The sequence below is a fragment of the Pseudomonas graminis genome (assembly GCF_001705435.1).
In the GTDB taxonomy this organism is placed as follows: Bacteria; Pseudomonadota; Gammaproteobacteria; order Pseudomonadales; family Pseudomonadaceae; genus Aquipseudomonas; species Aquipseudomonas graminis_B.
The window spans coordinates 324,882-349,800 of record NZ_MDEN01000069.1; the positions used below are offsets into that span (position 1 = coordinate 324,882).

The window sequence follows — 24,919 nt, forward strand, 5'->3', positions numbered from 1 at the left end:
GAACACCGGTGAAACAGATTGCTACGGCCGTCTGGAACACAGGAATTTGAATAGTCATTTTTTTGCGCAAGCACTACAGTGGCAAGCTGCCTGCATTACCGCGCACGGCGCAGGATTGCTTCGATCTGGTGCCTGAAAAGTATCACAGGTCATCTTGCCGGTACGGGACGGACCCTTAATACCCATGATGAGTCAACGAGTGAATGCCCAAACTATCCAGCGCTTGCTGCTGAAACGTTTCGCGCTCGCTACCGGCACCTACGTGCTGGGGCTGATGCTCGTATGGATGGCGTATTTTACCGGCTACTATCACGCCACTTTCTTCGGGATCTGGTGCACCAGTGTGCTGGTGCTCTTCTGTCAGGCCGCGTTGAGTCTGGTGTTTTTTGGTGGCTACAATCGACGCTTCAAAGACCCCAGCCTGACCGAGTTTCAGGTGTTGCTGGGGCTGGGCTGGCAGACGTTTCTGATTAGCCATACGGAAGCCTCCCGCGGCACCTTTCTGCTCGTTTACGTGCTGGTGCTGATGTTCGGATTGTTTCATCTGCGCCCCAGTATTTTCGCGCGTTGCGCCCTGTTTGCCCTGCTGGGGTTCGCCGGCGTCAACCTCTGGGACGCCAGCCGCGGACGCCTCGCCGATCCGGGGCTGGCGGTGATTCAGACCTGCGCGCTGTTCATCGTTTTCTCCTGGCTGTGCCTGTTCGCGCGCTTCGTGCAGAACTCGCGCAATCGCATGCACCAGCGGCGGATCACCTTGCAGGCGCACCAGGAAACCCTGCGCGGCATGATGCTCCAGCTCGAAGAGCTGGCGTCCACCGACGAACTCACCAACCTCTACAACCGCCGTCACTTCCTGCGCATAGCGACCCGCGAACTTGAGCTCATGGACGGCAATTACACCGCCGGGCTGGCGCTCATCGACCTGGATCACTTCAAGCGGGTCAATGATATCCATGGTCACGCGGCGGGGGATCGGGTGCTGCAGGTGTTCGGCAAAACCGCTGCCCAGTGCCTTCGCTCCGACGACATCCTCGCGCGTTATGGCGGTGAAGAATTCGTGTTGCTTATCCCTCGCTGCACCCGTGCGCAGTTGGTCGATTGCTGCGAACGTATCCGGCTGGCGTTTACCCGGGTCACGCTGCCGGAGTTTCCTGAACTGGACCTGAGCCTGTCGATCGGCATGGCCGTCATTGAGCGTGGCGACCACATGGACCGCGCACTGCAACGCGCCGACCAGTCGCTGTATCGCGCCAAGCACGAGGGCCGCAACCGTTGCCACGGCGCCTGGGATTACGCCGATGCCTGAGTTGCGTGTGGGCGACCGGCAATGGTCGGTGGCGCCTGCGGCGAATTTGCTCGACGCGCTTAACGACGCCGGGTTGTCCGTCCCCTACAGTTGCCGCGCCGGCAGTTGCCACACGTGCATGGTGCGTTGCGTCAGTGGCGATCCGCTGGACGCCGCGCCCGATGCGCTGGAGGCCGACAAGCGCGCCCAGGGCTGGCGGCTGTCGTGCCAGTGCCGGGTGACGAGCGATCTGACCGTTGAGATCTTCGATCCCTTGCGCGATGGCTTGCCGGCAACCGTCGTCGGGGCTGACTGGCTCAGCGCATCGGTGCTGCGCTTGCGACTGAACCCCGAACGTCCGTTGCGCTATCGTGCCGGACAGCATCTGGTGCTGTGGACCGAGAGCGGCTTAGCACGGCCATACTCGTTGGCGAGTGTGCCGGGGAACGATCCCTTTCTGGAGTTTCATATCGACTGCCAGCGCCCGGGCGCTTTCGTTGATGTCGCCCGTAGGCTGCAACCGGGCAATCCTGTCCGTCTCGGCGAACTTCAAGGCGGCGCGTTGCATTACGACCCTGACTGGCAGGACCGGCCGTTATGGCTGCTGGCGGCGGGGACCGGATTGGCACCGTTGTGGGGTGTGCTGCACGAGGCGCTGCGGCAGGGCCATCAGGGTCAAATTCGCCTGATGCATCTGGCGCGCGAGCCTCAAGAGCATTACTTGGCAGGGCCTCTCGGCGAGCTGGCGCTCCAGCATCCGAACCTGCACGTGGAGTCGATCGAGCTGGCGGACTTCTCGGCCGTGCTGAGTGGGTTGCGCGTGACGTCTCGTCAGACCATTGCGCTGGTCTGCGGGTCGCCCGTCAGCGTCGAGGCTTTTTCGAAGCGGCTCTTCATCGCAGGACTGCCGCGCAGTCAGTTGCTGGCGGACGTGTTTGTGGAGAAGGGCTGACGGGCCATGGGTTCAGAGACGTAAAAAAGCCCCGCACTCTCACGAGGCGGGGCTTTTTCGTGTTGCGGTGTCGCTTAAACCATTGGGTCGCCGACGTGCAGGATCTTCATGCCGTTGGTGCCGCCGATGGTGTGATAGCTGTCGCCTTTGGTCAGGATGACCCAGTCGCCTTGCTCAACCAGACCGCGCTTGACCAGTTCGTCCACAGCCGACTGGCTGACCTGACCAGGCGGCAGTGCGGCCGGGTCGAACGGGATGGTGTAGACGCCACGGAACATCGCCGCGCGCGCCTGGGTGCCGCGGTGCGGGGAGAACGCGTAGATCGGCACCGAGGAGCGAATGCGCGACATGATCAGCGGGGTATAGCCGCTTTCAGTCAGCGCAATGATCGCTTTTACGCCAGGGAAGTGGTTGGCGGTGTACATGGCGGCCAGCGCGATGCTTTCGTCACAACGGGTGAACGAGTGACCGACGCGGTGGCTGGAGGTCTTGCCGGTCGGATGACGTTCAGCGCCGACGCAGATACGCGCCATCGCTTCAACGGCTTCCACAGGGTATGAGCCCGCGGCACTTTCAGCGGACAGCATCACGGCGTCGGTGTAGTCGAGCACGGCGTTGGCCACGTCGGACACTTCAGCGCGGGTTGGCATGGGGCTGGAAATCATCGATTCCATCATCTGCGTGGCAACGATCACCGCCTTGTTGTGGCGACGCGCGTGCAGGATGATTTTCTTCTGGACGCCCACCAGCTCGGCGTCGCCGATTTCCACGCCCAGGTCGCCACGGGCAACCATGACCGCGTCACTGGCGCGGATCAGGGCATCGAGGGTGTCGTCGTCGGCAACGGCTTCGGCGCGTTCGATCTTCGCCACCAGCCAGGCCGTGCCGCCGGATTCGTCACGCAGCTTGCGCGCGTATTCCATGTCGGCCGCGTCACGCGGGAACGAAACGGCCAGGTAATCCAGGTCCATTTCGGCAGCGAGTTTGATGTCCTGCTTGTCTTTCTCGGTCAGCGCCGGTGCCGTGAGGCCGCCGCCGCGACGGTTGATGCCTTTGTGATCCGACAGCGGGCCGCCGATGGTCACGGTGCAATGCAGTGCATCGGCGGTTTGCGTGTCGACGCGCATGACCACGCGCCCATCGTCCAGCAGCAGCTCGTCGCCGACGCCGCAGTCCTTGACCAGATCGGGGTAATCGATACCGACGATGTCCTGGTTGCCGTCGGTCAGAGGATGGCTGGTGGAGAAGATGAACTTGTCACCTACCTTCAGCTCGATCTTCTTGTTGACGAATTTGGCGATGCGGATTTTCGGGCCTTGAAGGTCACCCAGCAACGCGACGAACCGACCGTTCTTGGCGGCGATGTCGCGGATCAGCTTCGCGCGAGCCTTGTGCTCGTCGGGCGTACCGTGGGAGAAGTTAAGGCGGGCGACGTCCAGGCCAGCAAGAATCAGCTTTTCGATGACTTCTGGCGAATTACTGGCAGGGCCCAGTGTGGCTACGATTTTGGTGCGGCGAACGGTCATGCACAAACTCCTTAAATGAAGCGCAGCGAGAGGCTACTACTGTATTGCTCTGTAGTCATTGTTCCTTTGCACTACCTGACCCTCTGATCGCTGGGCAATCGGCAGGCCGGCGGGGCTCAAATCGGCCTTGAAGAAATCCCGGAATACGCCGATACAAGGGCTGAGCACAGGAGACTCTCATGCGAATCGTGATGATATTAGTGGCGCTGCTTGCCTTGGGTGGTTGCACCCGCTGGGCAATGAACAGCCATTTGAACAATGCCAACCGCGCCTACGCCCAGGGCGACTGTGACGCGGTGATGTACAACCTGTCGAAAGTCGACCGGGAGAGCCGTTCGCGTCGCTACGTGCAGCCCGAAGTGTCGATGTTGCGGGGTCAGTGCCTGGAGCGCCAGAAGTTCTACATGGATGCGGTACAGACCTACCAGTACATCATCACCCAGTTCCCGGAAAGCGAATACGCGTTCCGCGCCAAGGCCCGCCTGGACACCCTGCATCAGCTCGGCCATGACAACCTGGCGCCGCCCGCCACACCGCGCCCTGCTTCACGTTAGTTACACCCGAGTGGATGTACGGTAGCGTTTTCGAGTGGATATCGGGAAAACCTGAGCTAGGCTGCGATGGGTAGGGACCTAAGTGTTTTGACGAAGGTGGCAGTGCCACTGATCCGAAAGCGAGCCCGATAGGGGTGTTTAACGCCGATCGGCCATGGGAGTCAGTGACTTTTGCCAGTACCGAGTGAGTCAGATGCCGTGATGGGCTTATCCATTGATGGGTTCTGGCTTTACGGGTCTGGCAGTTCCGTGCAACCGAATCCCAAAGCACTAGCGCGGCCATGCTCAATGGTCATCTCAGGGCGAGTGTCCGCATGCTTAATGAACGACGAATAGAGCGTCACCAACTGCCTTACTACCTGCAAGTGTTCAACCGGTACACCGATAAACCCTTGGGTTGTCTGGGGAACGTGTCAGAGCAGGGCCTGATGCTGATCAGCGATCTGCCCATTCTGGTGGGCGCCGATTTTCAGCTGCGCCTGAAAGTGCCTGACGGCAAGAACGGCCTCTACCCCATCGACATCGACGCCAGCTGCCTGTGGTGTCAGGAAGACGAAACCCCTCGCATATTCGATTCCGGCTTCCGTCTGCAAGCGGCGCCGGCGGAATACTTTGTCCTCATTCAGGCCTTGCAGCGCTATTTCAGCTTCTATCCGCTCGAAGCGTCCGCATGAAGGCCGGCGCCCTACAGCGCGCCGGCTTTTTTCCAGCTCATGTATCGGCTTACCAACTCTGGCCCCAGCTCACTGGGGCGCACATCCAGCACAGGGATGCCATGGGCGATCAAACGCTCGTGCAGCCCGCTGCGTGCGTTGAGCAGGTCGACCGTTCCGCAATAGTCCACGGCCTGTTGCCAGGTGTGCACCGGCGCTTGACGAAGATCGTCGAGCACGGCCTCGCGCAGACTGGCAATCAGCACCCGGTGATGGCGACTCAGCTGTTTGACCGCTTCGAGTAATTGCTCGTCATCCTCGTCCCGCAGGTTGGTGATCAACACCACCAACGCCCGTCGCTTCTGCCGCGCGAGGAGGGCTCGCATCGCCACCGCATAATCGGCGGGGCGCTGGGTCGCGTTGACGTTGTAGAGGTGATTCAGCAGCACGTTCAGCTGCCCCGCGCCTTTGACGGGTGGCAAATGCCGGTCCTGATCGCCCGCGAAGGTTGAAAGACCGACCGCGTCGCCCTGACGCAAGGCCACATAGCTCAACAGCAGGCAGGCGTTCAGCCCATGGTCGAAATGCGTCAACTCGCCGTCCTGGCTGCGCATGCGTCGGCCACAGTCGAGCATGAACAGGATTTGCTGATCGCGCTCATCCTGATATTCCCGGGCAATGGGCGCGCGATGCCGGGCCGTGGCTTTCCAGTCGATCTGGCGCAGGCTGTCGCCTTCACGAAATTCGCGCAGCTGATGAAACTCCAGGCCCAGTCCCCGACGCGGTTGCTGGCGGATGCCGATCTGCCTGAGCCAGTTCTCGACGCCCAGCAACTGCCCGTTCTGCAGCCGGGCGTAATCAGGGTACACCCGGACGGCGTCATGGCTGGGTACATACCGCCGGGATGACCACAGGCGCAACGGGCTGCGCATGAGGATTTCGGTCCGTTCGAAAGTGAAATCCCCCCGGCTGGCCGGCCGCAGCCGATAGGTCAGCTGGGCCGTTCGCTGGGGGCGCAGCACGACGACCTGGGGCAGATTGTCGGTTTCGTAGCGGGCGTCCGGCTCGGAGGGGCCGTGATCAAAGAAGGTCATGTGCAGCGCGCGGGGCGAATCGTGTTCCAGCTCGACCCGCACCTCGCTCCAGCGTCCCATCCCCAGGCTGCCGGTCAAATGCCGCTTGACCCGAGGGGAGGGCAAGCGCCACAGCCATGCTGCATCCAGCCCTGCCACGGCAGCCATTCCCCACAGCAGGGTCCAGAAAAAGCCGTCCAGCCGTGCAACGGGGCCTCGACCCAATGCCTGCAGAATGCCGAGTAGCACCGACACGCCGAGCAGAACGGCCAGCCACCAGAGCATGCGGGTCGAAGGCTTGAGCAGTTGTTTCATCGGCGCGGCGCCGCCACCTGATCCAGCAATTGATTGAGCACGTGATCCACCGACAACCCTTCGATGTCCAGCTCCGGCGCCAGCCTGACCCTGTGCCTCAGTACTGCCAGCGCACAACCTTTGACATCGTCGGGTACGACGAACTCGCCGCCGCGCAACAGCGCCCGCGCGCGGGCTCCCCGAATCAAAGCAATGGATGCTCGCGGCCCCGCGCCGAGTGTCAGGCCCGGCCACGTACGGGTGGCGCGGGCCAGCCGTACGGCGTAATCGAGGACCTGTTCATCCACCGGCAGATCGCCGGCGATGCGTTGCAGCGCTAGCACATCTTTCGCCTGCATCAAGGTGCGCAGGGGCTGGATGTCGAGCATGTCGGAGCGCGTCGAACGGGTCACCTGGCGGACCATCTCCAGCTCCTGATCAGCTTGGGGATAATCCATACGCACTTTGAGCATGAAGCGGTCGAGTTCGGCTTCAGGCAGCGGATAAGTACCTTCCTGCTCGATCGGGTTCTGCGTCGCGAGCACCATGAACGGTTGCGGCACCGGCAGGGCGCGGCCTTCCAGAGTGACCTGACGTTCCTGCATCGCCTCAAGCAGCGCGGCCTGGGTCTTCGCCGGTGCGCGGTTGATCTCGTCCGCCAGCAGCAGATGGGTGAACAGCGGCCCTTTGCGCAGCTTGAACTGCTCGCTCTGCATGTCATAAACGGCATGGCCGGTGACGTCGCTGGGCATCAGGTCAGGGGTGAACTGAATGCGCGCGAACTCGCCGCCGAAACACCGGGCCAGCGCCCGTACCAGCAGCGTCTTGCCCAGCCCGGGAACGCCTTCAAGCAACACATGGCCGCCGCCGATCAGTGCAGTCAGTACATCATCGATCACGGCGTCCTGGCCGATCACCGCTTTTTGCAACTCGTGCCGCACCGCCTGCGCCAGATGAATCGCACGCTGGCGCTGCTGCGCCGGATTGCTGCCCGAGGGGGTGGCTGGCTCGATGTGCTTGTGGTCCACGGCCCCGTGTTCTGGAGTGGGGAGGTGATTGGCGGCGTGGCCTGGCTCGGTCGGTTGATCGTTCATAAGGCATTCCTGATGGTTTGCAGGTACGCAACCTGACGGGTGAATTCGCTGCTGGACAGGCGCTGCTCCGGCCGCGGACGCAATGCCTGGCCGATGCTGCTGGTGGACTGACGTGTCATGCGCGCCAGCGTTTGCCATTGTTCGGTGACGGCCAGGGTTTCAAAACCGGGATGCCGTTGCCGGGCGCGGCGCAGGATGTCTTGCTGCAAGGCGCGCAACGCGGCGTGCTGGCCTTCGCGGCGGAGCATGAAGTCGGCGCTCGCCCGCAGGTGCTCGCTGAGCTGACGGCGGCCACGTGACAGGACTGGCAGCATCGGGCCATGGCGCATGGCTGCATGCCACAGCGTCGCGATGAGGCACAACGTCAGCGCGAGGAGGGCTTGTGGGAAGTATTTCCAGAGCAGGCCGAACAGGTTGTCGTGTTCCGTGCGCAGCACCATCGTGACAGTGCTGTCCTGGCTCAGGTACCAGAGCAGCCAGGCATTATCGTATTCGCCGATGGCGTGGGTTTTCCAGAGGTCGGCGTCGGTGACGACGGTGATCAATCCGGAGCCGTACACCATTTGCAGCAGGTGCGTGGCGTCAGCGCTGTTGGCCCATGACTGCGCATGATCCTCGGGGTCATCCAGGTGGAAGGCCGGGTCGAAGCTCATGTAGGCCGGATCGTTTTCATTTTGCAGGAATAGCCGGGTCAACTCGGGCCACGGCGTTTCGGAGCCTTGAATGTCCGGAGTGCTCAGCGGGATGACCGGCTTGAGCTGTTCGCGCTGACGTTCGCGGTCCTGCTCTTGCAGATCCAGGGTGAGAAATTGATGAATCTGCAATTGATCCAGCAACAGGTCGCCGCTGCTCCCCTTGGTCGGGTCCCACAGTTGTTCCGCAACAAACAGAAGCCGGCCTCCCGAACGGGTCCAGGCCAGCAAGCGCTGGACCTCGGACGGCGTCATCTTGTCGCGAAAATCCAGCAGCATGAGCGTCTGCGGCTGGTCCTGGATATCCGGGAGAGTGGCGAGGGTTTCGACCGTCTTCACCACAATGTTCCGCTGACGCAGGAACGTCTGAGCGGCGAGGTAAGGGTTGGCCAGCGCCTCGGGAGAAGGGCCCTGATCGACGGTTTCCTGGTAACGCTCGAGCCGCTTCAGTACGGGCACACTGGCGATGACGATGCTTGCCAGCATCAGCGTGGCGACCAGCCCGATGATCCAGCGCCGGCTCATGCCCCTGGCCCTTGCGCGAACAACTTCCGCCAGTCTGCACACAACGTCTGCCGTGCCTGATCCGGCGGCATCTGGTGCCCGTACGCGAGATTCTGCCAGTGCCGCGTCAGCTCATGGCTGAAGTCATCGAGGGAGGGCTGCTTGAGCTCGGCGATCCGCGCCAGTATCTGGACCTCGGTGTCTGCGCTTCTCAGCGGCAGCTGGTAATCCGTCAACAGGCGGCTCAGCAGTGCGCGGTAAAGCAGGCTCAACGCCTCGCGCGGTGACTGCTGCCAGAGCCTTTCTGCTGCATCGGCGACATCCGCCGGCAGGCTTTCAGCCCGAACCTGCAGGCCAAAGAGTTGCTGAGGGAGGTCTTGTGGTGCAATTGCCTTGGGCGTGCTTTTACCAACGAAGGTGGCGAACCAGACCCGATAGCGCCAGATCACCCACGCGACCGTCAGGCCGACGAGCGTCCATAACAGTGCCCCGAACAGCGTTGATAAGGTTTTGCCCACGTTGAGCAGGCCGACGATCAGCCGCGCCAGCCAGGTCAGTGTCTCGGCTGACCTGGCATCATGGCTGGCATCCTGTTTTGGCTGGGCGATGCGCCAGCCGGACACTGGTTTGGGATTTTTAAACGGCGGTTGCTCAAGCACTGAATGGATGGCGTCCTGTGACGCCTGGCTGGTCAGCAACTGATTACGCAGGCGAGGGGAATCCGGCGAGGCCACGTTCTCGTCCGTCTGCGGGTTGTCCAGCGGCGGCAACGGGCAGCTATTGCCCGATTCGCTGGGGATTTCGTCCGCCATTGACGGGTCTGTCATCGACGGGTTTAGCGCCGACTCTGCCAGGGCGGAAGACGGCAGCAACGTCAGTGCAAGGCACCCGCCCAGTAGCAACGCCACTGCGCTGCCCATAACCCGCTGACGCAGCTTGCGGAAACCCAGTTCGATGTCCCACGCCTCCAACGCGGTTCGGCGATTGAGGTACAGCGCGAACCCGCACGACACATACACCGGCCCCCAGACGATAAGGACCAAGGCATAAAACCCGTTGGTCAGATGCTCCAGCCAGTTCCACTCACCCTCGATGTCCAGCAAGCTGCGCCACGACCAGTCGGCTTCGATCTGCGGCGGAATCATGGCGTAGAACAGCACCATCAGGCCGATCCAGAAAGTCAGTTCAAGGGTGCTGCCCAGCGCGGTCAGAAGACGCGCCGCCCGGGAATCCTTCTGCCCAAGCACGGCAATCCGCTGCGCACGCGGCAATCCGTCGAGTCCTTCGAGTTGCTGCACCGGCTGATAAAAGCTGCGGCTGAGGCTCAGACGGCGCCACGTCAGGCTCGCTATCAACTGCGGTTTGAGTGCGGACGGGAAGCTCTTCAGCGCCTGTCTGAGCGAAGGTGCCGAGCCGAAGAGCGCCTGGGACAGAATCAGCAGCGGCAGCCGTTCGTAGGCCGGCTTCAGCCACCAGAACACGAGCACTACCACCGACAGGTAATCCCACAGCAGCAGGGTAATCAGTGCGAAGACCGGCAAGGTGACGATGGCCCAACTGGTCATCAGCAACGCGCGATGCCGCTGCGCCAGAAGAACGCCCAGGTCGATGGCCTCCCAGGACGTACGTGGGCGTATGACAACGCTGGCGTCAGTCAGGCGCATGGGGCGTGCGTCCGGCAAGCGTCAGGTAGGCGCCCACGAGCAGCCACAAAGAAGCGCCCACCCCATATTTGGCCATCGCTGGTGGCCAGCTCATCGACGACCAGTACGCTTCAATGAATGCGGCGATGAGCAGGAACATCATGACCCCGCCGATCAGTCGTACGCTGGTCCGGGCAGCGCCTTGGAGCGCCTCGCTCCGGCGCAGTTGACCAGGCGCCACCAGCGCCCATCCGAGTTTGAGCCCCGCCGCACCCGCCAGCATGATGCCGGTCAGCTCAAAGGCGCTGTGTCCGACCACGAACGGCCAGAAAGTTGCCCCCATGCCCGCGTCGGTGAGATGGCCTGCAACCGCGCCAATCATCAGCCCGTTGAAGAACAGAAAAAACAGACTGCCGACGCCGAAGAGCAGGCCGCTGGCGAAGGTCTGGAAAGCAATGCCGACGTTGTGCATGACGTAGTAACCGAACATTAGCCAGTCAGTGCTCGATGCGCGCTCGGCCGTCTGCCCGATGCGCCGCGCGGCGGGCTCGTACATCGCGTGCATCTCGGCGACATCGGCCGGGCTGACGACGCTGTAGACCAGATCCGGATAGCCGTAGACCAGCAGCGCCATGAGCGTCAGGCTGCCATAAAACAGCAGGCCGGCGAGGGCAACCCATCGCCATTCAGCACGCACCATCCGCGGAAAGTCCGCCAGCACGAAGCTCAGCAACTGCGCAGTGAACTGGCTTCGGTGGCGATACAACTGTTGGTGGCCGCGCATCGCAAGCTGTTGCAGTTGCTCGACCAGATAACTGGCGTACCCACGGTCAATCGCCAGCGCAAGGTGTTGGCAGATCTGACGGTATTCGCGGCTGAAGCCAGCACCGGATTCGCTTTTACGTCGACTCCCTTCCAGCGCCTCAAGACGCGTTGCAAAACGCTGCCAGTCGTCTGCATGGCGTTGTTCGAACAGGCTCTGCTTCATGACGAACCGGCCAGGCTGCGGGCGATACCGTGTAGTTGCTGGACCGGATAGTGCGGATCTGGCGAGGTAGCCAGCTGCAACGGCTGCGTGACGATGGCGGCGAGCTCCTGAGCCCTCGCCGGAGAAAGTGTGTCGTGACGCTCGGCAAAGGCTTGTATGGCGCGCTGCTCCTCCAGCAAGAGGGGCAGCGGTGGGCTCACCGCAGTGGCCTCTGCCAGTGACGACCGCTGCGGGGGTAAATCCCGATAGATGACCAGCGTGCCGGCCGCCAGATCCCCCAGGCGTTTGAACAACGGGTGCTGCAAACAGGTGAACCCGCCAACGCAGTAGCCGAAGGGCAGCATGTCGACGAAACGCAGCAGGTTGCGCAGCACTGAGGCCGACCAGCCAATCGGCGTGCCGTCATCGTGAATGACCCGCAGCCCCATGATCTGTTTCCCCGGCGTGCGCCCCTGGTGCAGCACCTCGAAGAGCACCATATAGCCCCAGGTTCCGAGAAACAGCGCGAGCATGAACAGTCCGGTGCCGAAGTCGCCCAGTGTTCCCAGCACAAAAAACAGGACACCCAGCAATACGCCGCGAATCATCAGGTCGATGCCGAACGCAACGGAGCGGGGCAGTAAACCGGCGGGGCGCAGGATGAGGTCTATGCCCTCGGGCGTTTCCATGCGAACACGGGTGTCCAGCAGGACAAGCGGCGCAGCAATTCCTGGCTCTGCATGGGAAAGGGACATAAAGAAAGGTACGCCGGTGAAAGAGGTTTGATGCTAGCCACGCCGGAGCGGCTAAGCAACCGGATGATTCTGGACACAGTGTGGGAAGGGTCCTGTTACAACTTGCTGCCCACAGACAGCCGACACTTTCGCACAAACTGTGTCGCAGTATCCCAAGCGGTGGTGTGCATCCGCTGGCGTCAGACGCCCAAAGGCATCTGATAAACTCGCCCGGTCTTTTGCTCAGGATCAGCCCGTGACTTCCAGCATCTTCTGGTACGACTACGAAACCACCGGGATCAATCCACGCAACGACCGGCCGCTGCAAGTGGCGGGCATTCGTACGGACGATCAGCTCAACGAGATCGGCGAACCGATCAACCTCTATTGCCAGCCCGGCGATGACATCCTGCCCCATCCGGCCGCGTGTCTGGTGACGGGCATTACGCCTGACCGGCTTGCGGAAAAGGGCCTGTGTGAAGCGGACTTCATGACGCGATTGCACGCAGAGATGTCACTCCCCGGCACCTGCAGCGCGGGATACAACACGTTGCGATTTGACGATGAGATGACCCGCTACAGCCTTTACCGAAACTTCTTCGATCCTTACGCCCGCGAGTGGCAGAGCGGTAACAGCCGCTGGGACCTGATCGACGTGGTCCGCACGGCTTACGCATTGCGCCCCGAAGGCATTGTCTGGCCGGAAGAAGAGGGCCGGGTCACGCTGAAACTCGAGCGGCTGACGGCGGCCAACGGGATCGACCATGGTCAGGCCCACGACGCGCTCTCCGACGTCCGCGCGACCATCGCACTGGCGCGCCTGGTTCGCGAAAAACAACCCAAACTTTACGATTATCTTTTTGAGTTACGCTTCAAGCACAAGGTGCAGGATCAGATTCGGTTGATGCAGCCGCTGGTGCATATATCGGGTCGGTTTTCCGCGGCGCGAAGTTATGTGAGCGTTGTACTCCCGCTGGCCTGGCATCCGGTCAACCGAAATGCATTGATTGTCTGCGACCTGTTCCATGACCACAGCCCGCTGCTGGACGAAGACGGCGAGACCTTGCGTCAGCGTCTATATACCCGTCGCGAAGATCTGCTCGAAGGCCAGTTGCCGGTCCCGCTCAAATTGCTGCATGTAAATAAATGCCCGGTCATTGCCCCGCTGAGCGTGCTTCGTGAGGAGGACCGTCAGCGTCTGCAATTGGACATGAGTGTTTATAAAATGCGCGTCGCCGCATTGAATGAAGGGCAGACGATCTGGCAGGACAAGTTGAAAAGCGTGTACGCCAACGACAACTTCGCTGCCAGTGAAGATCCGGAACAGCAGTTATACGACGGCTTCATCAATGACCGGGACCGTCGTCTCTGCGAGCAGGTGCGAACTGCCGAGCCGCAGCAACTGGCTACCGATGTCTGGCCGTTCGATGATCATCGACTGCCCGAGTTGTTATTCCGCTATCGCGCCCGCAACTTTGCTGAAACCCTGAGCGTTGCAGAGCAACAGCGCTGGCTGGCGTTTTGTCAGTTGCGCCTGAGCGACCCTCAGGCCGGCGCGCCGAATACGCTCAGGGCATTCAGCCGTGCGCTGATCGAGCTCTCACTGAAGGCCACGCCCGAGCAACTCAAGGTGCTCGCTCAATGGCAGGAATACTCTCTGGTGTTGAAACAGCGTCTGGCGCTTTAAGCCAGGCTGGATTAATGGCAGGCAATAAAAAACGCCAGCATCAGCTGGCGTTTTTTTGGGGTCGGACGTTTCAGTGCGACGACTGACTCTACACCCGGGAATTAACCCAGCAGAGTTGCCCAGCCTTCAACCTCGTCGCCGCCCCACTTGGCTTTCCACTCTTTCAACGTCTTGTGGTTGCCGCCTTTGGTTTCGATGATTTCACCGTTGTGCGGGTTCTTGTATTGCTTGACCTTGCGAGCGCGCTTGGTGCCAACCGGCTTTACAGCAGCGCCACGTGGCGCCTTCATTTTGGACTCTGGATCCAACAGCGCGATGATGTCGCGCAGGGATTTCTGATATTCGCCCATCAACGTGCGCAGTTTGCCTTCGAACTCAAGTTCTTTCTGCAGTTTGTCGTCTTGTTGCAGATTTTGTAGGCGGGCTTGCAATTCTTTGATGGCTTCTTCTGTTGCGCGGTATTCGTTGATCAATGACATGGGGGTTACCTATGTTGTGATGGGCAAGATGCGATGGGCGCATAATAATCAGAGTGTTTGCGCAAGTAAACATTTAAGAAAAGTTTTATCCGTAGCATTTTGAAATAGCCGCAGACATACGCTCGATTTAGATACACATGTTGCGTTATAGAACGCCCCTCATGGTGCAGTTCCAGCGAAGTATCTGGCGTCGAATTTCCGTCGCCGATGAACCGGTCTGGCACTTATGCATTAACCCCCGCAGGGTGCGCTTTTTTGCCGCCTGAAATGAGCGGCATACGGGTACTGCACAGTCCTCAGGTAATCGCTAGAATGGCGGCCTTTGCGAAGTTCTGGAGTTTTTCACATGCGCACTTTTCGTCTGGTGATTGCTTGCCCGGACCGTGTCGGTATCGTTGCCAAGGTCAGTAACTTTCTGGCCTCGCACAACGGCTGGATTACCGAAGCGAGTCATCACTCTGACAGTCTCAGCGGCTGGTTTTTCATGCGTCATGAAATCCGTGCCGATTCCCTGCCTTTCGACCTCGAAGGTTTCCGCCAAGCCTTTGCGCCTATCGCCGAAGAGTTTTCGATGGACTGGCGGATTACCGACTCCGCGCAGAAAAAACGCGTCGTGCTCATGGCAAGCCGGGAATCCCACTGCCTGGCCGACCTGTTGCACCGCTGGCACAGCGATGAGTTGCACTGCGAAATCGCCTGCGTGATTTCCAACCACCAGGACCTGCGCAGCATGGTCGAGTGGCACAACATTCCTTATTACCATGTGCCGGTTGATCCGAAAGACAAAGAGCCGGCGTTCGCCGAAGTCTCGCGTCTGGTCAAACACCACGAAGCCGACGTTGTTGTGCTGGCGCGTTACATGCAGATTCTGCCGCCGCAACTGTGCCGGGAATACGCGCATCAGGTCATCAACATTCACCACAGCTTCCTGCCTTCGTTTGTCGGCGCCAAGCCGTATCACCAAGCGTCGCTGCGCGGCGTGAAACTGATCGGTGCTACTTGCCACTATGTGACTGAAGAACTGGACGCCGGTCCGATTATCGAGCAGGACGTGGTGCGCGTAAGCCATCGCGACAGCATCGAGAACATGGTGCGTTTCGGTCGCGACGTGGAGAAAATGGTGCTCGCTCGCGGGCTGCGCGCGCACTTGGAAGACCGCGTGCTGGTGCATGACAACAAGACAGTGGTCTTTGATTAAGCAGTGTTGAGCGGTTTGGGGAGCCCGCTGAAGTTTCAGCGGCTCACTTCACCATGATGGTGTGCGAACACTCAGGCTTCTGCGGCGAGACAGGCGGAACCACATGAGCGACCCCCTCGACAAAGCCACATCCAAAGCCCCGCCGACCCTTGGCGAGGGGTGCCTGAGCCGTTACGACGTCGACGCAATGTCGCCGGAAGACGGCACGGACTTCGAGGGGGCGCAAGCGTTATGGAAAGAAATGACGTCTGCCAAACAGGAAGACGAATCAGACAGTCTTGATCCGCAGTAGCTTGTTTAAAAGTGGGCGCCCGACCATCAACAGAAACACCGGACCGCCTGCGACCAGATAGAAGTAATAGGTGACGATCCGCCAGATAAGGATCGCCGCAGCTGCCGTCGACTTGCCCATCATCGGCGCCAACAAGGCCGCCGACGTCAACTCCGCAGCTCCCGCACCGCCCGGCGAGAGGCTGAACTGCCCGGCGCTCAGCGAGAGCATCTGCACCAGAAACGTCCACGCCCAGTCGATATTCACGCCCAACCCTTGCAACGCCAGGTACAGCACGCTGTAACGCAGACTCCAGTGCACGCAGGTCAGCGCAAACACTTGTAGCAGTATGCGATGGGGCATCTTCCAGGTTTCCGCCAGCGCGTCGCGAAAATGCAACAGCTTGCGCGCCCAGCGAATACGCGTGGTGTTCTTGCGTTTCAGACGTTTGAGCACCCGACCGTTGAACAGAATGATGCGTCGGTGATACCGCGCGAAACCGGCGCAGGCGCAAAGCCCGGCGCCGATCAGCAGGGCGCTGGCAATGAGCATCCATTCAAGATTTTCGCTGAGCTGGTGGAACACCGCGTAAATCAGGATGCCGATCAGTGCGAGCAGGAAAAACACCAGATCCATCAACTGGTCAGTGGCGAAAGCCGCTGTGCTCTTCGCCGGGCCGATGCCGCTGCGCGAGAGCAGTGCCACCAGCGTCAGAGGCGCTCCGCTGCCACCGGGTGTCGCGCAGTAGGCAAACTCGGTCGCCATGACCACGGCAAGGCTCTTGCGCATGCCGAGCCCAGTGGCGGCGTCGCCGAGTAACAGGCGCAGGCGCATGGTGTTCATGCACCAGCCCACCAATACCATGCCGAACATGCCGATCAGGAGCATTACCGGGAAATTGCGCAGGCGATGAAACATGTCCGCCCCGCCCATGAAAAACGGAATCAGCAGGGCGAGTATCAGTGCTGCTGCAAGCCAGCCAAGTCGCCTCACGCCGCAGACCTGGCGGCATTAAGGCCCTGTAACCAGGCAAATTTGCTCGTCGGCGTGCGGCCGTCGTTCAGCAGGCGCTCAAGGGCTTGCAGCCAATAAAGACGGGAGAAGTCGTGGCGCATGTCCACAGGGTGCAGACCCAGACGAATAGTTGCGGCGTTGTGCAATTGAGCCTCACGGTGGTTGCTGACGATTTTTGATACGCCCCGGCGCCAGGCGCTGCGAGCGCTCCAGACGATGCCGGGTGCATCGATCTCGGAAAAGTCCGGCAGACGATACAAGTGTTGGGCATCACTTGTGTAGTCCAACGGCAATTTTCGCAGGGCATCGCGCGTGCCTTCGCTCATCAGCCAGGCCGGTGCAACGAACCCGTGAAGCGGCCAGTCTTTGCGCCGGAACACTTCCATGCCGGCTTCGAGTCGCTCCATCGCCTGCTGCTCGTTGAGGGTGTAGAACTCGCCTTCCCAGGTGTAAATGCGGCGCATGAAAAAGTCCTGCGGCGTGCGCGGGGCAGGGCTGTCGTCGCAATGGTAATACCCGTGCAGCGCCAGTTCATCGCCCCGTGCAAGACGGTCGTGCATCAACCGCTGGAAATCCGGGTTGGCATCGATCGGGTCGTGCTTGTGGAAGTCCGGCACCACCAGCCAGGTAATGGGCACGTTTCCCAGCGCATCGACAGCTTCCACAAACGGGCGATAATCCGGCCAGGTCTGGGGTGCCACGTCGTGAAGGACCAGCATGACGCTGCGTGGCGTGTTCGCCATGTGATCAGCCATGGGCATACCCCGGCTGGTGGGCGCCGAGCACTGCGTGGTAATGGCCGAGCAAGCCGGCGACGACAGTGTCCCACGCGTAGTGCCCCTCGACATGACGCCGCGCATTCGCGCCTCGGCGTGCTGCATTCTCGGCAAACAACTGACGCACGGCGGCCGCCATGGCCAGCGGGTGATTGGGTTCGCACAGCAGGCCGCAGTGCTCTGGGATGATTTCGCCGAACGCACCGGCATCCACCGCGACCACCGGGATCCCGCTGGCCATGGCTTCGATCACCACCAGGCCGAAGGTCTCCTGATCCCCGGCATGCACCAGCGCATCAGCGCTTGCCAGCAGACGCGAGACCTCGGCGGCAGGGCGGAATTTATCCACAACCGTCACGTTTGTCGGCACGCTGGTTGGCATATGGGAGCCCACCAGCAACAGGTGATATCCGGCGCCCAGAGCCTTCATGCAATCGAGGAGAACGGTCAGGTTTTTCTCTTTCGACCCACGGCCGGCGAAGATAAGCAGGTGTGTTTCTTCTGTCAGGCCCAGTTCGGCCTTGAGGCCCGAATCTCGGCGAGAGGGATGAAACGTCTGCAGATCCACCCCCAACGGCTGCACATGAACGTTCTTCACACCCAGGCGGGTCAGCTTCTCCGCCATCGCGGCGCTCGGCGCCAGCACCCGGTCAAAGTTGCCGTAGAGCTTGCTCACGTAATTCTCGACGTTGGCGCCCAGCCAGGTGCCGATGCGGTTGCTCACCAGCAGCGGCAAATCGGAGTGGTAGAAGCCAATCACCGGCACGTCCAGTTGGCGCCGGGCATCCAGTGCCGCCCAGGCCGTCAGGTAAGGATCGCCGACTTCAATGAGGTCCGGCCGCAGGCTTCGCAGGGCAGCTCGCCAGGGACCGACGCGCAGCGGGAACCGATAGCCGTTGCCAAAAGGCACGGGCGGCGCCGGCACCCGGTACACGCCGTCCTCATGACTGCTTTGCGGCCCGGGAATCAGCAGGCTGTGGCGCACGCCCGGGTAAAGGGCAAGGCGACGGTGTTTGGCGTCCAGATACGTGCGCACGCCACCGCTGGCAGGGGCGTAGAACATGGTCATGTCAGCGATATGCACAGGATGCCTCCGTCCATTGATCGGTCCTTCTGGTTGACCGTCCACACATACAGATGTTCGGTTGCAGAACGTCGCACCCATGCCTGAGCCTAGGCCAATGGACGAGCGTTACGCCGCTTGCGCTAGAGTAGGGAGGTGGCCTGAGGGCTGATCAGGGGCGCCGGTCCAGTCGGGCTGTCGCCGCAGTCCCCTCGGGAATATCAAATGCGACGCTTGGGTGAACGAATGCCTGACTCACAACAGATTTTTATTGGCGCTGACCTGACGGGCCAGCCGGTCGGGCAGGCGATGCGTCTGGCCAATCGTCACGGATTGGTGGCCGGCGCGACCGGTACCGGGAAAACCGTCACCTTGCAGCGTCTGGCGGAGGTGTTCAGCGATGCTGGCGTGGCGGTGTTCGCGGCGGACATCAAGGGTGATCTCTGCGGGCTCGGTGCTGCGGGTGAGCCCCAAGGCAAGATCGCCGAGCGCATCGCCGGCATGCCCTGGTTGCACCATAAACCTCAGGGTTATCCGGTGACGCTGTGGGATGTGCACGGTGAAACGGGCCATCCGTTGCGCACGACCCTGTCGGAAATGGGGCCGCTGCTGCTGGGAAGTTTGCTGGAATTGACGGACAGCCAGCAGTCGGCGCTCTACGCCGCATTCAAGGTGGCGGATCGGGAAGGTCTGTTGTTGCTGGACATCAAGGACCTCAAAGCGCTGCTCAACCATCTGCGTGACAACCCCGACGTGCTCGGGGATGACAGCGCCTTGATGACCACAGGCTCGAGCCAGGCGCTGTTACGTCGGCTGGCGGTCCTTGAGCAGCAGGGCGCGGAGGCGCTGTTCGGCGAGCCGGCGCTGCAGCTGGAAGACCTTCTGCAGCCCGCAAGCGACGGTCGCGGGCAAATTCATCTGCTTGATGCCAGCCGGCTGGTGCACGAGTCGCCGAAGGTCTATGCCACCTTCCTGCTGTGGCTTCTGGCGGAGCTGTTCGAGCAGTTGCCCGAGCGCGGCGATGCCGACAAACCCTTGCTGGCGCTGTTCTTCGACGAGGCGCATTTGCTGTTTGCGGATACGCCGAAAGCGCTGCAGGAGCGGCTGGAACAAGTGGTGCGGCTGATTCGCTCGAAAGGCGTTGGCGTGTATTTCGTCACTCAGTCGCCGGGGGATCTGCCGGACTCCATTCTGGCGCAGCTCGGTTTGCGCATTCAGCACGGCCTGCGCGCGTTCACCAGCAAGGAGCAACGATCGCTGAAAGCCCTTGCGGACGGTTTTCGCCCCAATCCCGAGTTTGATGCGCTGTCGGTGCTGACGGAGTTGGGCATCGGCGAGGCGCTGGTGGGCACGCTGCAGGAAAAGGGCACGCCCGAGATCGTCCAGCGTGTGCTGGTCGCGCCGCCGCAATCTCGTATTGGGCCGTTGACCCAGGCCGAACGCGCCGCGCTGATCGCCCGGTCGCCACTGGCCGGTCGCTACGACAAACCCGTGGATCGCGAATCGGCGTATGAAATGCTGCTAGCGCGCAAAGGCACCTCCACGGACCCCGCGCAGAAACCTGCCGCTGAAGAAAAGTCAGAAGGCGGCTTTGCCGACATGGCCGGTGGATTTCTGGGCGGGCTGGCGGGGCAGGCGGTCAAAAGTGCGATGCGCCAGGCCGCCACCCAGATCGGTCGCGAACTGGTGCGGGGATTGATGGGGTCTTTGCTCGGGGGTAGTAAAAAACGCCGCTAGGCCTTCGCGCGCCGGCTCATTCCGATGAATGCGCCTTTGATCCAGCGCCCACAAAAAAGCCCATTCAATGAATGGGCTTTTTCAGAACGGCCGGTGCAGTCAGGTCAGGCCAGCGCTTTGGACGCCAGCCAGAACAAGCCTGCCGACAGCGCGACAGTGGCGGGCAGGGTCAACACCCATGCCAGCAGAATGTTGCGAACTGTCCCGCCCTGCAGGCCGCTCTTGTTCGCCACCATGGTCCCGGCAACGCCGGACGACAGGATGTGAGTCGTTGAAACCGGCAGGCTGAACACGTTGGCCAGCGCGATGGCGCTCGCGGTGGTGATCTGTGCAGACATGCCCTGAGCGTAGGTCATGCCTTGCTTGCCGATCTTCTCGCCGATGGTCAGCACGACGCGTTTCCAGCCGACCATGGTGCCGATGCCCAGCGCCAATGCAACGGCGAAGATGACCCAGAACGGCGCGTATTCAGTGGTCGCGGTCAGGTCCTTGCGCAGTTTCTCCAGATCCGATTTTTCACGGGCATCCAGGGCCGGCAGCTTGCCGACTTTGCGTGCCGTGTCGTCCAGGCACAGTAAGTAGCGACGCACTTCGATGCGACGCTCCGGTGCGAGGCTGTGGTAGTCGTTGACGCCCTTGAGGTTGCTCAACAGCGCATCAATGGTCGGCTCGGTTTGCTCAGGGTTGCAGCTGAAACGCTCGGGCAGGTCGCCGGCCGCCGATTTGCCCAATGCCAGGTACTCGCCCAGCGTCGCGTTATTGCGCTGGTAAAACTGGCTCAGGTGCTGGGTCGCGTCGCGGGTGCGTTCGATCTGGTAGGTCGTGGTGCTCAGGTCGAGCACGAACTGCGCCGGGACGATACCGATCAGCACCAGCATGATCAGGCCGATGCCTTTCTGACCATCGTTGGAGCCGTGAACAAAGCTCACCGCCATCGCCGAAATCACCAGAACCAGGCGATTCCAGAAAGGAGGATGCTTTTTGTCGTCGAGCTTGCGGCGCTGTTCCGGGGTCTTGTGCATTTTGGACAGGGGACGCCAGGCCTTGAGCCCCAGCAGTACCAGACCTGCCACGATGAAGCCGGCCAATGGCGAGAACACCAGCGAAGCGCCGATATCGATCGCTTTTTGCCAGTTAACGCCTTCGCCCAGCGGAATGTTATTGATCAGCGCATTGGCCAGGCCTACACCCAGAATCGACCCGATCAGCGTGTGGGAGCTGGATGCCGGGATACCAAAATACCAGGTGCCGAGGTTCCAGGTAATGGCCGCCGCCAGCAGCGAAAACACCATGGCCAGACCGTGACCGGTGTTGACGTTGATCAACAACTCGACCGGCAGCAGATGGACGATGGCATACGCCACGCCGACGCCACCCAGGAGCACCCCGAGAAAATTGAACACACCCGAGAAAAATACCGCCAGATGAGGCGGCATGGCCTTGGTGTAAATGACTGTCGCCACCGCGTTGGCGGTGTCATGAAAGCCGTTGATGAACTCGAAGGTGAGGACAAACGCCAGGGCGAGCAACAAGCTCACAATCACCCAAGCATCCAGTCCGCTGAATAAATCGATCATGGAAGGTTTTCTGACCCGGTCTTAAGGGGGCGGGATTATGACAGAAAAAAAACTGCGCGATAGGCGCGCTGCTCATTGGTAGCAGCCTGCGACGAAATTTCTGTCCTGCCAGCCCGTTGACTTCCTGTCGTGAAGGAGCGTGCGAAGCATCCCTGAACCATAGACGAGTCTGTAAAACCTGGCGTTAAGGCACTTGAAACGCTTGCCGTCGGCTGTTTGAGTCAGCGACCGGCAAGCGGGCGACTCAAGGCTCTTCCTTGAGTTCTTCTTCCATCTTCTGCAGCTCTTGCTTGAACGCCTGGTCAAGCAGGCTGGCCCGTTTGCGCCAGGGCTTGCGCTCTGGCTCGGGCTGGGCGGCGTATGTTGTCACTTCGCCGCCGTACACTTCTTTGTAACGTTGTTCCTGGCGCTCTAGTTCTGCGCGCAGTTCATCTTTGGTCACGTTAATACCTGATCGAGTCGAATGTAATCCCGGTGATGACGCCGAGTCTGGAAGTGTCGCACCTGACGATCGCAATGTATCGGATCAGGAGTACTCATCGGGCAGGGGCGCTGCGCAGGATGATTAACACTTCAAGCAAGGGCGGCTACGTGCACCAGAATGAAAAAACTGTCGTAGCAACATTCTTTATTGATTGCCTGCAGGATGGCAAATGACCAAGGTATTGGCCTGCCGTCGCTGAACATTGCGATCGAGTCGAGCAATGCCTGCGTGAGTTTGGATCCATGCCGGATAAGGCGGTGGGTTAAACAGCGCGGTAGCGGTATTGGGCCTCAATGACGGCCACTATCGCGAAGATGCGCAGGCGAGTCAACTGTCGAGACTGTCGCAGTCGGACAACTGAGGATTTATACCTTTTTGATGTACGAAGGTTCCTAAGTTGCCCAGTCCGATTTATGACGTAACTTGGTGAGTCAAATGTTTAACGCTACAGGCAGTTTTCTGGCGACGTAAATTCACGGGTTATGAAACCGCGAATAGCAGATGTGTATTTATGCGCTTACAGATAAATGCGAAAGGCAGAGACAAAAACGGCCTTGGGTTAGCAAGGCCGTGCCTGGGACTTCTCAGTGGGTACCTGACCAGTAATCCAAAGAAGCCTCATATGGCAGGTGAAAGGTATAAGCAACCGTACGGCCGGTCAATTGCGATTATCGCCCACTCGTTCGATAATCGCACAAAGCTGGCTTGCCGTGGGTTCCAAAACAGGCGAGAGTGGCGTTCTACAAGGCTTTCGCGGCCACGACGAACGGTGCCAGCATGAACGATCAATTGCGTAATTCTTTCACGTCACTTGCGCCGCCGATTGTTGCGTCCCCCGCTAAAAGGATTCAGGCGCTCACCGGTGATCCTGACTTCATGACCTCTCTGGCGCGAGGGTTGGCCGTCATCCATGCATTTCAAGAGCGCAAGCGGCACCTGACCATCGCGCAGATCAGCCACCGCACGGAAATCCCCAGAGCAGCAGTTCGTCGCTGCCTGCACACACTGATCAAGCTGGGTTACGCCACCACTGACGGCCGCACGTACTCGCTGCTGCCGAAAGTGCTGACCCTCGGCCATGCCTATTTGTCCTCGACACCCTTGGCGGTCTCGTCGCAGCCGTATCTGGATCGCATGAGTGATCAGCTGCACGAGGCCTGCAACATGGCCACACTGGAAGGCGACGACATTCTTTATATAGCCCGCTCCGCCACGACTCAGCGATTGATCTCCGTGGACCTGGCAGTGGGTGGGCGTTTGCCGGCGTACTGCACGTCCATGGGCAGAATCCTGCTGGCGGCGCTGGACGATGTGTCGTTGCAGGAATACCTCGACCATGTCGACCTGCAACCCAAAACCAGCCGCACCTTGCGCACTCCCGAAGCCTTGCTCGAATGCCTGCAGCAAGTGCGACAACAGGGCTGGTGTATTGTCGACCAGGAACTCGAGCAGGGTTTGCGTTCCATCGCGGTGCCGGTCTACGACGCATCGGGTCAGGTGCTCGCGGCGCTCAATGTCAGCACCAGCGCCGGTCGGGTAACGCGTAACGAGCTGGAGCAGAAGTTCTTGCCCATCATGCTGGATGCCAGCCGTGACCTCAGCACGCAGCTCTTTACCTGATGCTTAAAGGGCCGGACACACGCAGCCGGCTCGCAATCACCACTCTCCGTTCGGTGATCGAACACTTAGTCGATTATCGGATTGTTCCGCTTCGGCCCCAGGCATAACCTCATTTGCAACGCCGCCTCTGTCGAGACACGGTAACCAAGTGTGAACCTGGAGCACCCCATGGCTGCAATTCTTTCCCTTCACGAAGCGGTGACGCAATTCGTCAACGATGGCGACACCGTTGCGCTGGAAGGCTTCACCCACCTGATTCCTACCGCGGCGGGCCACGAGCTCATCCGTCAGAAGAAGAAAGACCTGACGCTGGTGCGCATGACCCCCGACTTGATCTATGACCAATTGATCGGCGCAGGCTGTGCGAAACGGCTGATTTTCTCATGGGGCGGCAATCCGGGCGTCGGCTCGCTGCATCGGCTTCGCGATGCGGTCGAGCGGCAATGGCCGCAACCCCTGGAGATTGAAGAACACAGCCATGCCGACCTTGCCAACGCCTACGTGGCGGGGGCGTCGGGCCTGCCTTTCGCGGTGCTGCGTGCTTACGCCGGCTCCGATCTGCCGAAGGTCAACCCGCTGATCAAATCCGTGACGTGCCCATTCACCGGCGAAGTGCTGGCGGCGGTGCCGGCGGTACGTCCTGACGTCACCGTTATCCATGCTCAAAAAGCCGATCGCAAAGGTAACGTGCTGCTGTGGGGCATCCTTGGCGTGCAGAAAGAGGCAGCGTTGGCGGCCAAGCGCTGCATCGTCACGGTCGAGGAAATCGTCGATGACCTCAAGGCACCGATGAACGCTTGCGTGCTGCCAACCTGGGCGCTCAGTGCTGTCTGCCTTGTGCCCGGCGGCGCTCATCCTTCCTACGCCCACGGCTACTACGAACGCGACAACCGTTTCTATCAGGCGTGGGACGCCATCGCCCGCGACCGTGAGGGGTTTACCGCCTGGATTGACGAATACATCCATGGCACCCGGGATTTCGGTGAGTTCAAGAGCAAGCTGGCCCATGTGGCGGAGACCAACAAGTGAACTACTCCACAAG

The 24,919-nt window shown here is 60.7% G+C and carries 23 protein-coding genes; 10 read left to right on the forward strand and 13 right to left on the reverse strand.

The window, feature by feature from the left end; genetic code table 11:
- Positions 1–199: 199 nt before the first annotated feature.
- Entirely contained in the window at positions 200–1,306 is a 1,107-nt protein-coding gene (locus BBI10_RS23615) for a GGDEF domain-containing protein (RefSeq protein ID WP_410928500.1), read from the forward strand.
- Positions 1,299–2,237, forward strand: coding sequence for an iron-sulfur-binding ferredoxin reductase (locus BBI10_RS23620; protein WP_065992244.1), 939 nt, complete (start codon positions 1,299–1,301; stop codon positions 2,235–2,237). The genes BBI10_RS23615 and BBI10_RS23620 overlap by 8 nt, the downstream gene beginning before the upstream one ends.
- 74 nt (positions 2,238–2,311) lie before the next feature.
- Here BBI10_RS23620 and pyk read toward each other — a convergent pair whose 3' ends face one another.
- Positions 2,312–3,763 carry a pyruvate kinase gene (gene pyk, locus BBI10_RS23625; RefSeq protein ID WP_065992245.1) on the reverse strand — a complete coding sequence of 484 codons (1,452 nt, stop codon included), beginning with the start codon at positions 3,761–3,763 and terminating at the stop codon, positions 2,312–2,314.
- A 179-nt stretch (positions 3,764–3,942) separates the two neighbouring features.
- Between pyk and BBI10_RS23630 the strand changes: the two genes are divergently transcribed.
- Both BBI10_RS23630 and BBI10_RS23635 read left to right on the forward strand, forming a co-directional pair.
- Positions 3,943–4,317, forward strand: coding sequence for a tetratricopeptide repeat protein (locus tag BBI10_RS23630; protein ID WP_065992246.1), 375 nt, complete (start codon positions 3,943–3,945; stop codon positions 4,315–4,317).
- Positions 4,318–4,631: 314 nt separating this feature from the next.
- Positions 4,632–4,991 (forward strand): PilZ domain-containing protein, encoded by a 360-nt coding sequence (locus tag BBI10_RS23635; RefSeq protein WP_065992248.1) that lies wholly within the window; start codon positions 4,632–4,634, stop codon positions 4,989–4,991.
- 11 nt (positions 4,992–5,002) lie between these two features.
- Here BBI10_RS23635 and BBI10_RS23640 read toward each other — a convergent pair whose 3' ends face one another.
- The 6 genes from BBI10_RS23640 to BBI10_RS23665 are packed head-to-tail and all read right to left on the reverse strand — an operon-like array spanning position 5,003 to position 11,992.
- Entirely contained in the window at positions 5,003–6,358 is a 1,356-nt protein-coding gene (locus BBI10_RS23640) for a DUF58 domain-containing protein (RefSeq protein WP_065992253.1), read from the reverse strand.
- Entirely contained in the window at positions 6,355–7,431 is a 1,077-nt protein-coding gene (locus tag BBI10_RS23645) for an AAA family ATPase (protein WP_083233244.1), read from the reverse strand. The genes BBI10_RS23640 and BBI10_RS23645 overlap by 4 nt, the downstream gene beginning before the upstream one ends.
- On the reverse strand, positions 7,428–8,648 hold the full coding sequence (locus BBI10_RS23650; RefSeq protein ID WP_065992255.1) for a DUF4350 domain-containing protein: 1,221 nt from the start codon (positions 8,646–8,648) through the stop codon (positions 7,428–7,430). Before BBI10_RS23650 ends, BBI10_RS23645 begins: the two co-directional genes overlap by 4 nt.
- Positions 8,645–10,291 carry a DUF4129 domain-containing protein gene (locus BBI10_RS23655; RefSeq protein ID WP_065992257.1) on the reverse strand — a complete coding sequence of 549 codons (1,647 nt, stop codon included), beginning with the start codon at positions 10,289–10,291 and terminating at the stop codon, positions 8,645–8,647. Before BBI10_RS23655 ends, BBI10_RS23650 begins: the two co-directional genes overlap by 4 nt.
- Positions 10,278–11,258: a stage II sporulation protein M gene (locus BBI10_RS23660; protein WP_065992259.1), complete on the reverse strand. Its 981-nt coding sequence runs from the start codon at positions 11,256–11,258 to the stop codon at positions 10,278–10,280. Before BBI10_RS23660 ends, BBI10_RS23655 begins: the two co-directional genes overlap by 14 nt.
- Positions 11,255–11,992 (reverse strand): RDD family protein, encoded by a 738-nt coding sequence (locus BBI10_RS23665; RefSeq protein WP_065992261.1) that lies wholly within the window; start codon positions 11,990–11,992, stop codon positions 11,255–11,257. The genes BBI10_RS23660 and BBI10_RS23665 overlap by 4 nt, the downstream gene beginning before the upstream one ends.
- A gap of 235 nt (positions 11,993–12,227) precedes the next feature.
- On the opposite strand from BBI10_RS23665, the gene sbcB reads away from it, so the two are divergent.
- Positions 12,228–13,658, forward strand: coding sequence for an exodeoxyribonuclease I (gene sbcB, locus BBI10_RS23670; RefSeq protein WP_065992263.1), 1,431 nt, complete (start codon positions 12,228–12,230; stop codon positions 13,656–13,658).
- Positions 13,659–13,759: 101 nt separating this feature from the next.
- Here sbcB and mvaT read toward each other — a convergent pair whose 3' ends face one another.
- Positions 13,760–14,137 carry a histone-like nucleoid-structuring protein MvaT gene (mvaT, locus tag BBI10_RS23675; protein WP_065992265.1) on the reverse strand — a complete coding sequence of 126 codons (378 nt, stop codon included), beginning with the start codon at positions 14,135–14,137 and terminating at the stop codon, positions 13,760–13,762.
- Between the two features lie 346 nt (positions 14,138–14,483).
- Here mvaT and purU point away from each other — a divergent pair, with 346 nt between their 5' ends.
- Together purU and BBI10_RS23685 are read left to right on the forward strand one after the other, a co-directional pair.
- On the forward strand, positions 14,484–15,335 hold the full coding sequence (gene purU, locus BBI10_RS23680; RefSeq protein ID WP_065992267.1) for a formyltetrahydrofolate deformylase: 852 nt from the start codon (positions 14,484–14,486) through the stop codon (positions 15,333–15,335).
- 103 nt (positions 15,336–15,438) lie between these two features.
- Positions 15,439–15,627 carry a hypothetical protein gene (locus BBI10_RS23685; protein WP_065992269.1) on the forward strand — a complete coding sequence of 63 codons (189 nt, stop codon included), beginning with the start codon at positions 15,439–15,441 and terminating at the stop codon, positions 15,625–15,627.
- Here the strand turns inward: BBI10_RS23685 and BBI10_RS23690 are convergent.
- Genes BBI10_RS23690 through BBI10_RS23700 form a run of 3 tightly spaced genes read right to left on the reverse strand, consistent with a single transcriptional unit; the run spans position 15,604 to position 18,480 of the window.
- Complete coding sequence (locus BBI10_RS23690; protein WP_083233245.1) at positions 15,604–16,599, reverse strand: lysylphosphatidylglycerol synthase transmembrane domain-containing protein; 996 nt, start codon at positions 16,597–16,599, stop codon at positions 15,604–15,606. The genes BBI10_RS23685 and BBI10_RS23690 overlap by 24 nt on opposite strands.
- Positions 16,596–17,375 carry a DUF2334 domain-containing protein gene (locus tag BBI10_RS23695; protein WP_065992270.1) on the reverse strand — a complete coding sequence of 260 codons (780 nt, stop codon included), beginning with the start codon at positions 17,373–17,375 and terminating at the stop codon, positions 16,596–16,598. Before BBI10_RS23695 ends, BBI10_RS23690 begins: the two co-directional genes overlap by 4 nt.
- On the reverse strand, positions 17,368–18,480 hold the full coding sequence (locus tag BBI10_RS23700) for a glycosyltransferase family 4 protein (RefSeq protein WP_244160420.1): 1,113 nt from the start codon (positions 18,478–18,480) through the stop codon (positions 17,368–17,370). Before BBI10_RS23700 ends, BBI10_RS23695 begins: the two co-directional genes overlap by 8 nt.
- Positions 18,481–18,705: 225 nt before the next feature.
- Between BBI10_RS23700 and BBI10_RS23705 the strand changes: the two genes are divergently transcribed.
- Positions 18,706–20,196 carry a helicase HerA-like domain-containing protein gene (locus BBI10_RS23705; protein ID WP_065993179.1) on the forward strand — a complete coding sequence of 497 codons (1,491 nt, stop codon included), beginning with the start codon at positions 18,706–18,708 and terminating at the stop codon, positions 20,194–20,196.
- 104 nt (positions 20,197–20,300) lie between these two features.
- Here the strand turns inward: BBI10_RS23705 and BBI10_RS23710 are convergent, their stop codons facing one another.
- Entirely contained in the window at positions 20,301–21,773 is a 1,473-nt protein-coding gene (locus tag BBI10_RS23710) for an inorganic phosphate transporter (RefSeq protein WP_065992277.1), read from the reverse strand.
- Positions 21,774–22,017: 244 nt separating this feature from the next.
- Positions 22,018–22,215, reverse strand: a complete 198-nt coding sequence (locus tag BBI10_RS23715) for a hypothetical protein (RefSeq protein ID WP_037014498.1) — start codon at positions 22,213–22,215, stop codon at positions 22,018–22,020.
- A gap of 819 nt (positions 22,216–23,034) precedes the next feature.
- Between BBI10_RS23715 and pcaR the strand changes: the two genes are divergently transcribed.
- On the forward strand, positions 23,035–23,877 hold the full coding sequence (gene pcaR, locus BBI10_RS23720) for a pca regulon transcriptional regulator PcaR (protein WP_065993181.1): 843 nt from the start codon (positions 23,035–23,037) through the stop codon (positions 23,875–23,877).
- A gap of 168 nt (positions 23,878–24,045) precedes the next feature.
- Positions 24,046–24,906, forward strand: a complete 861-nt coding sequence (locus tag BBI10_RS23725) for a CoA transferase subunit A (RefSeq protein ID WP_065992278.1) — start codon at positions 24,046–24,048, stop codon at positions 24,904–24,906.
- Positions 24,907–24,919 lie beyond the last annotated feature (13 nt).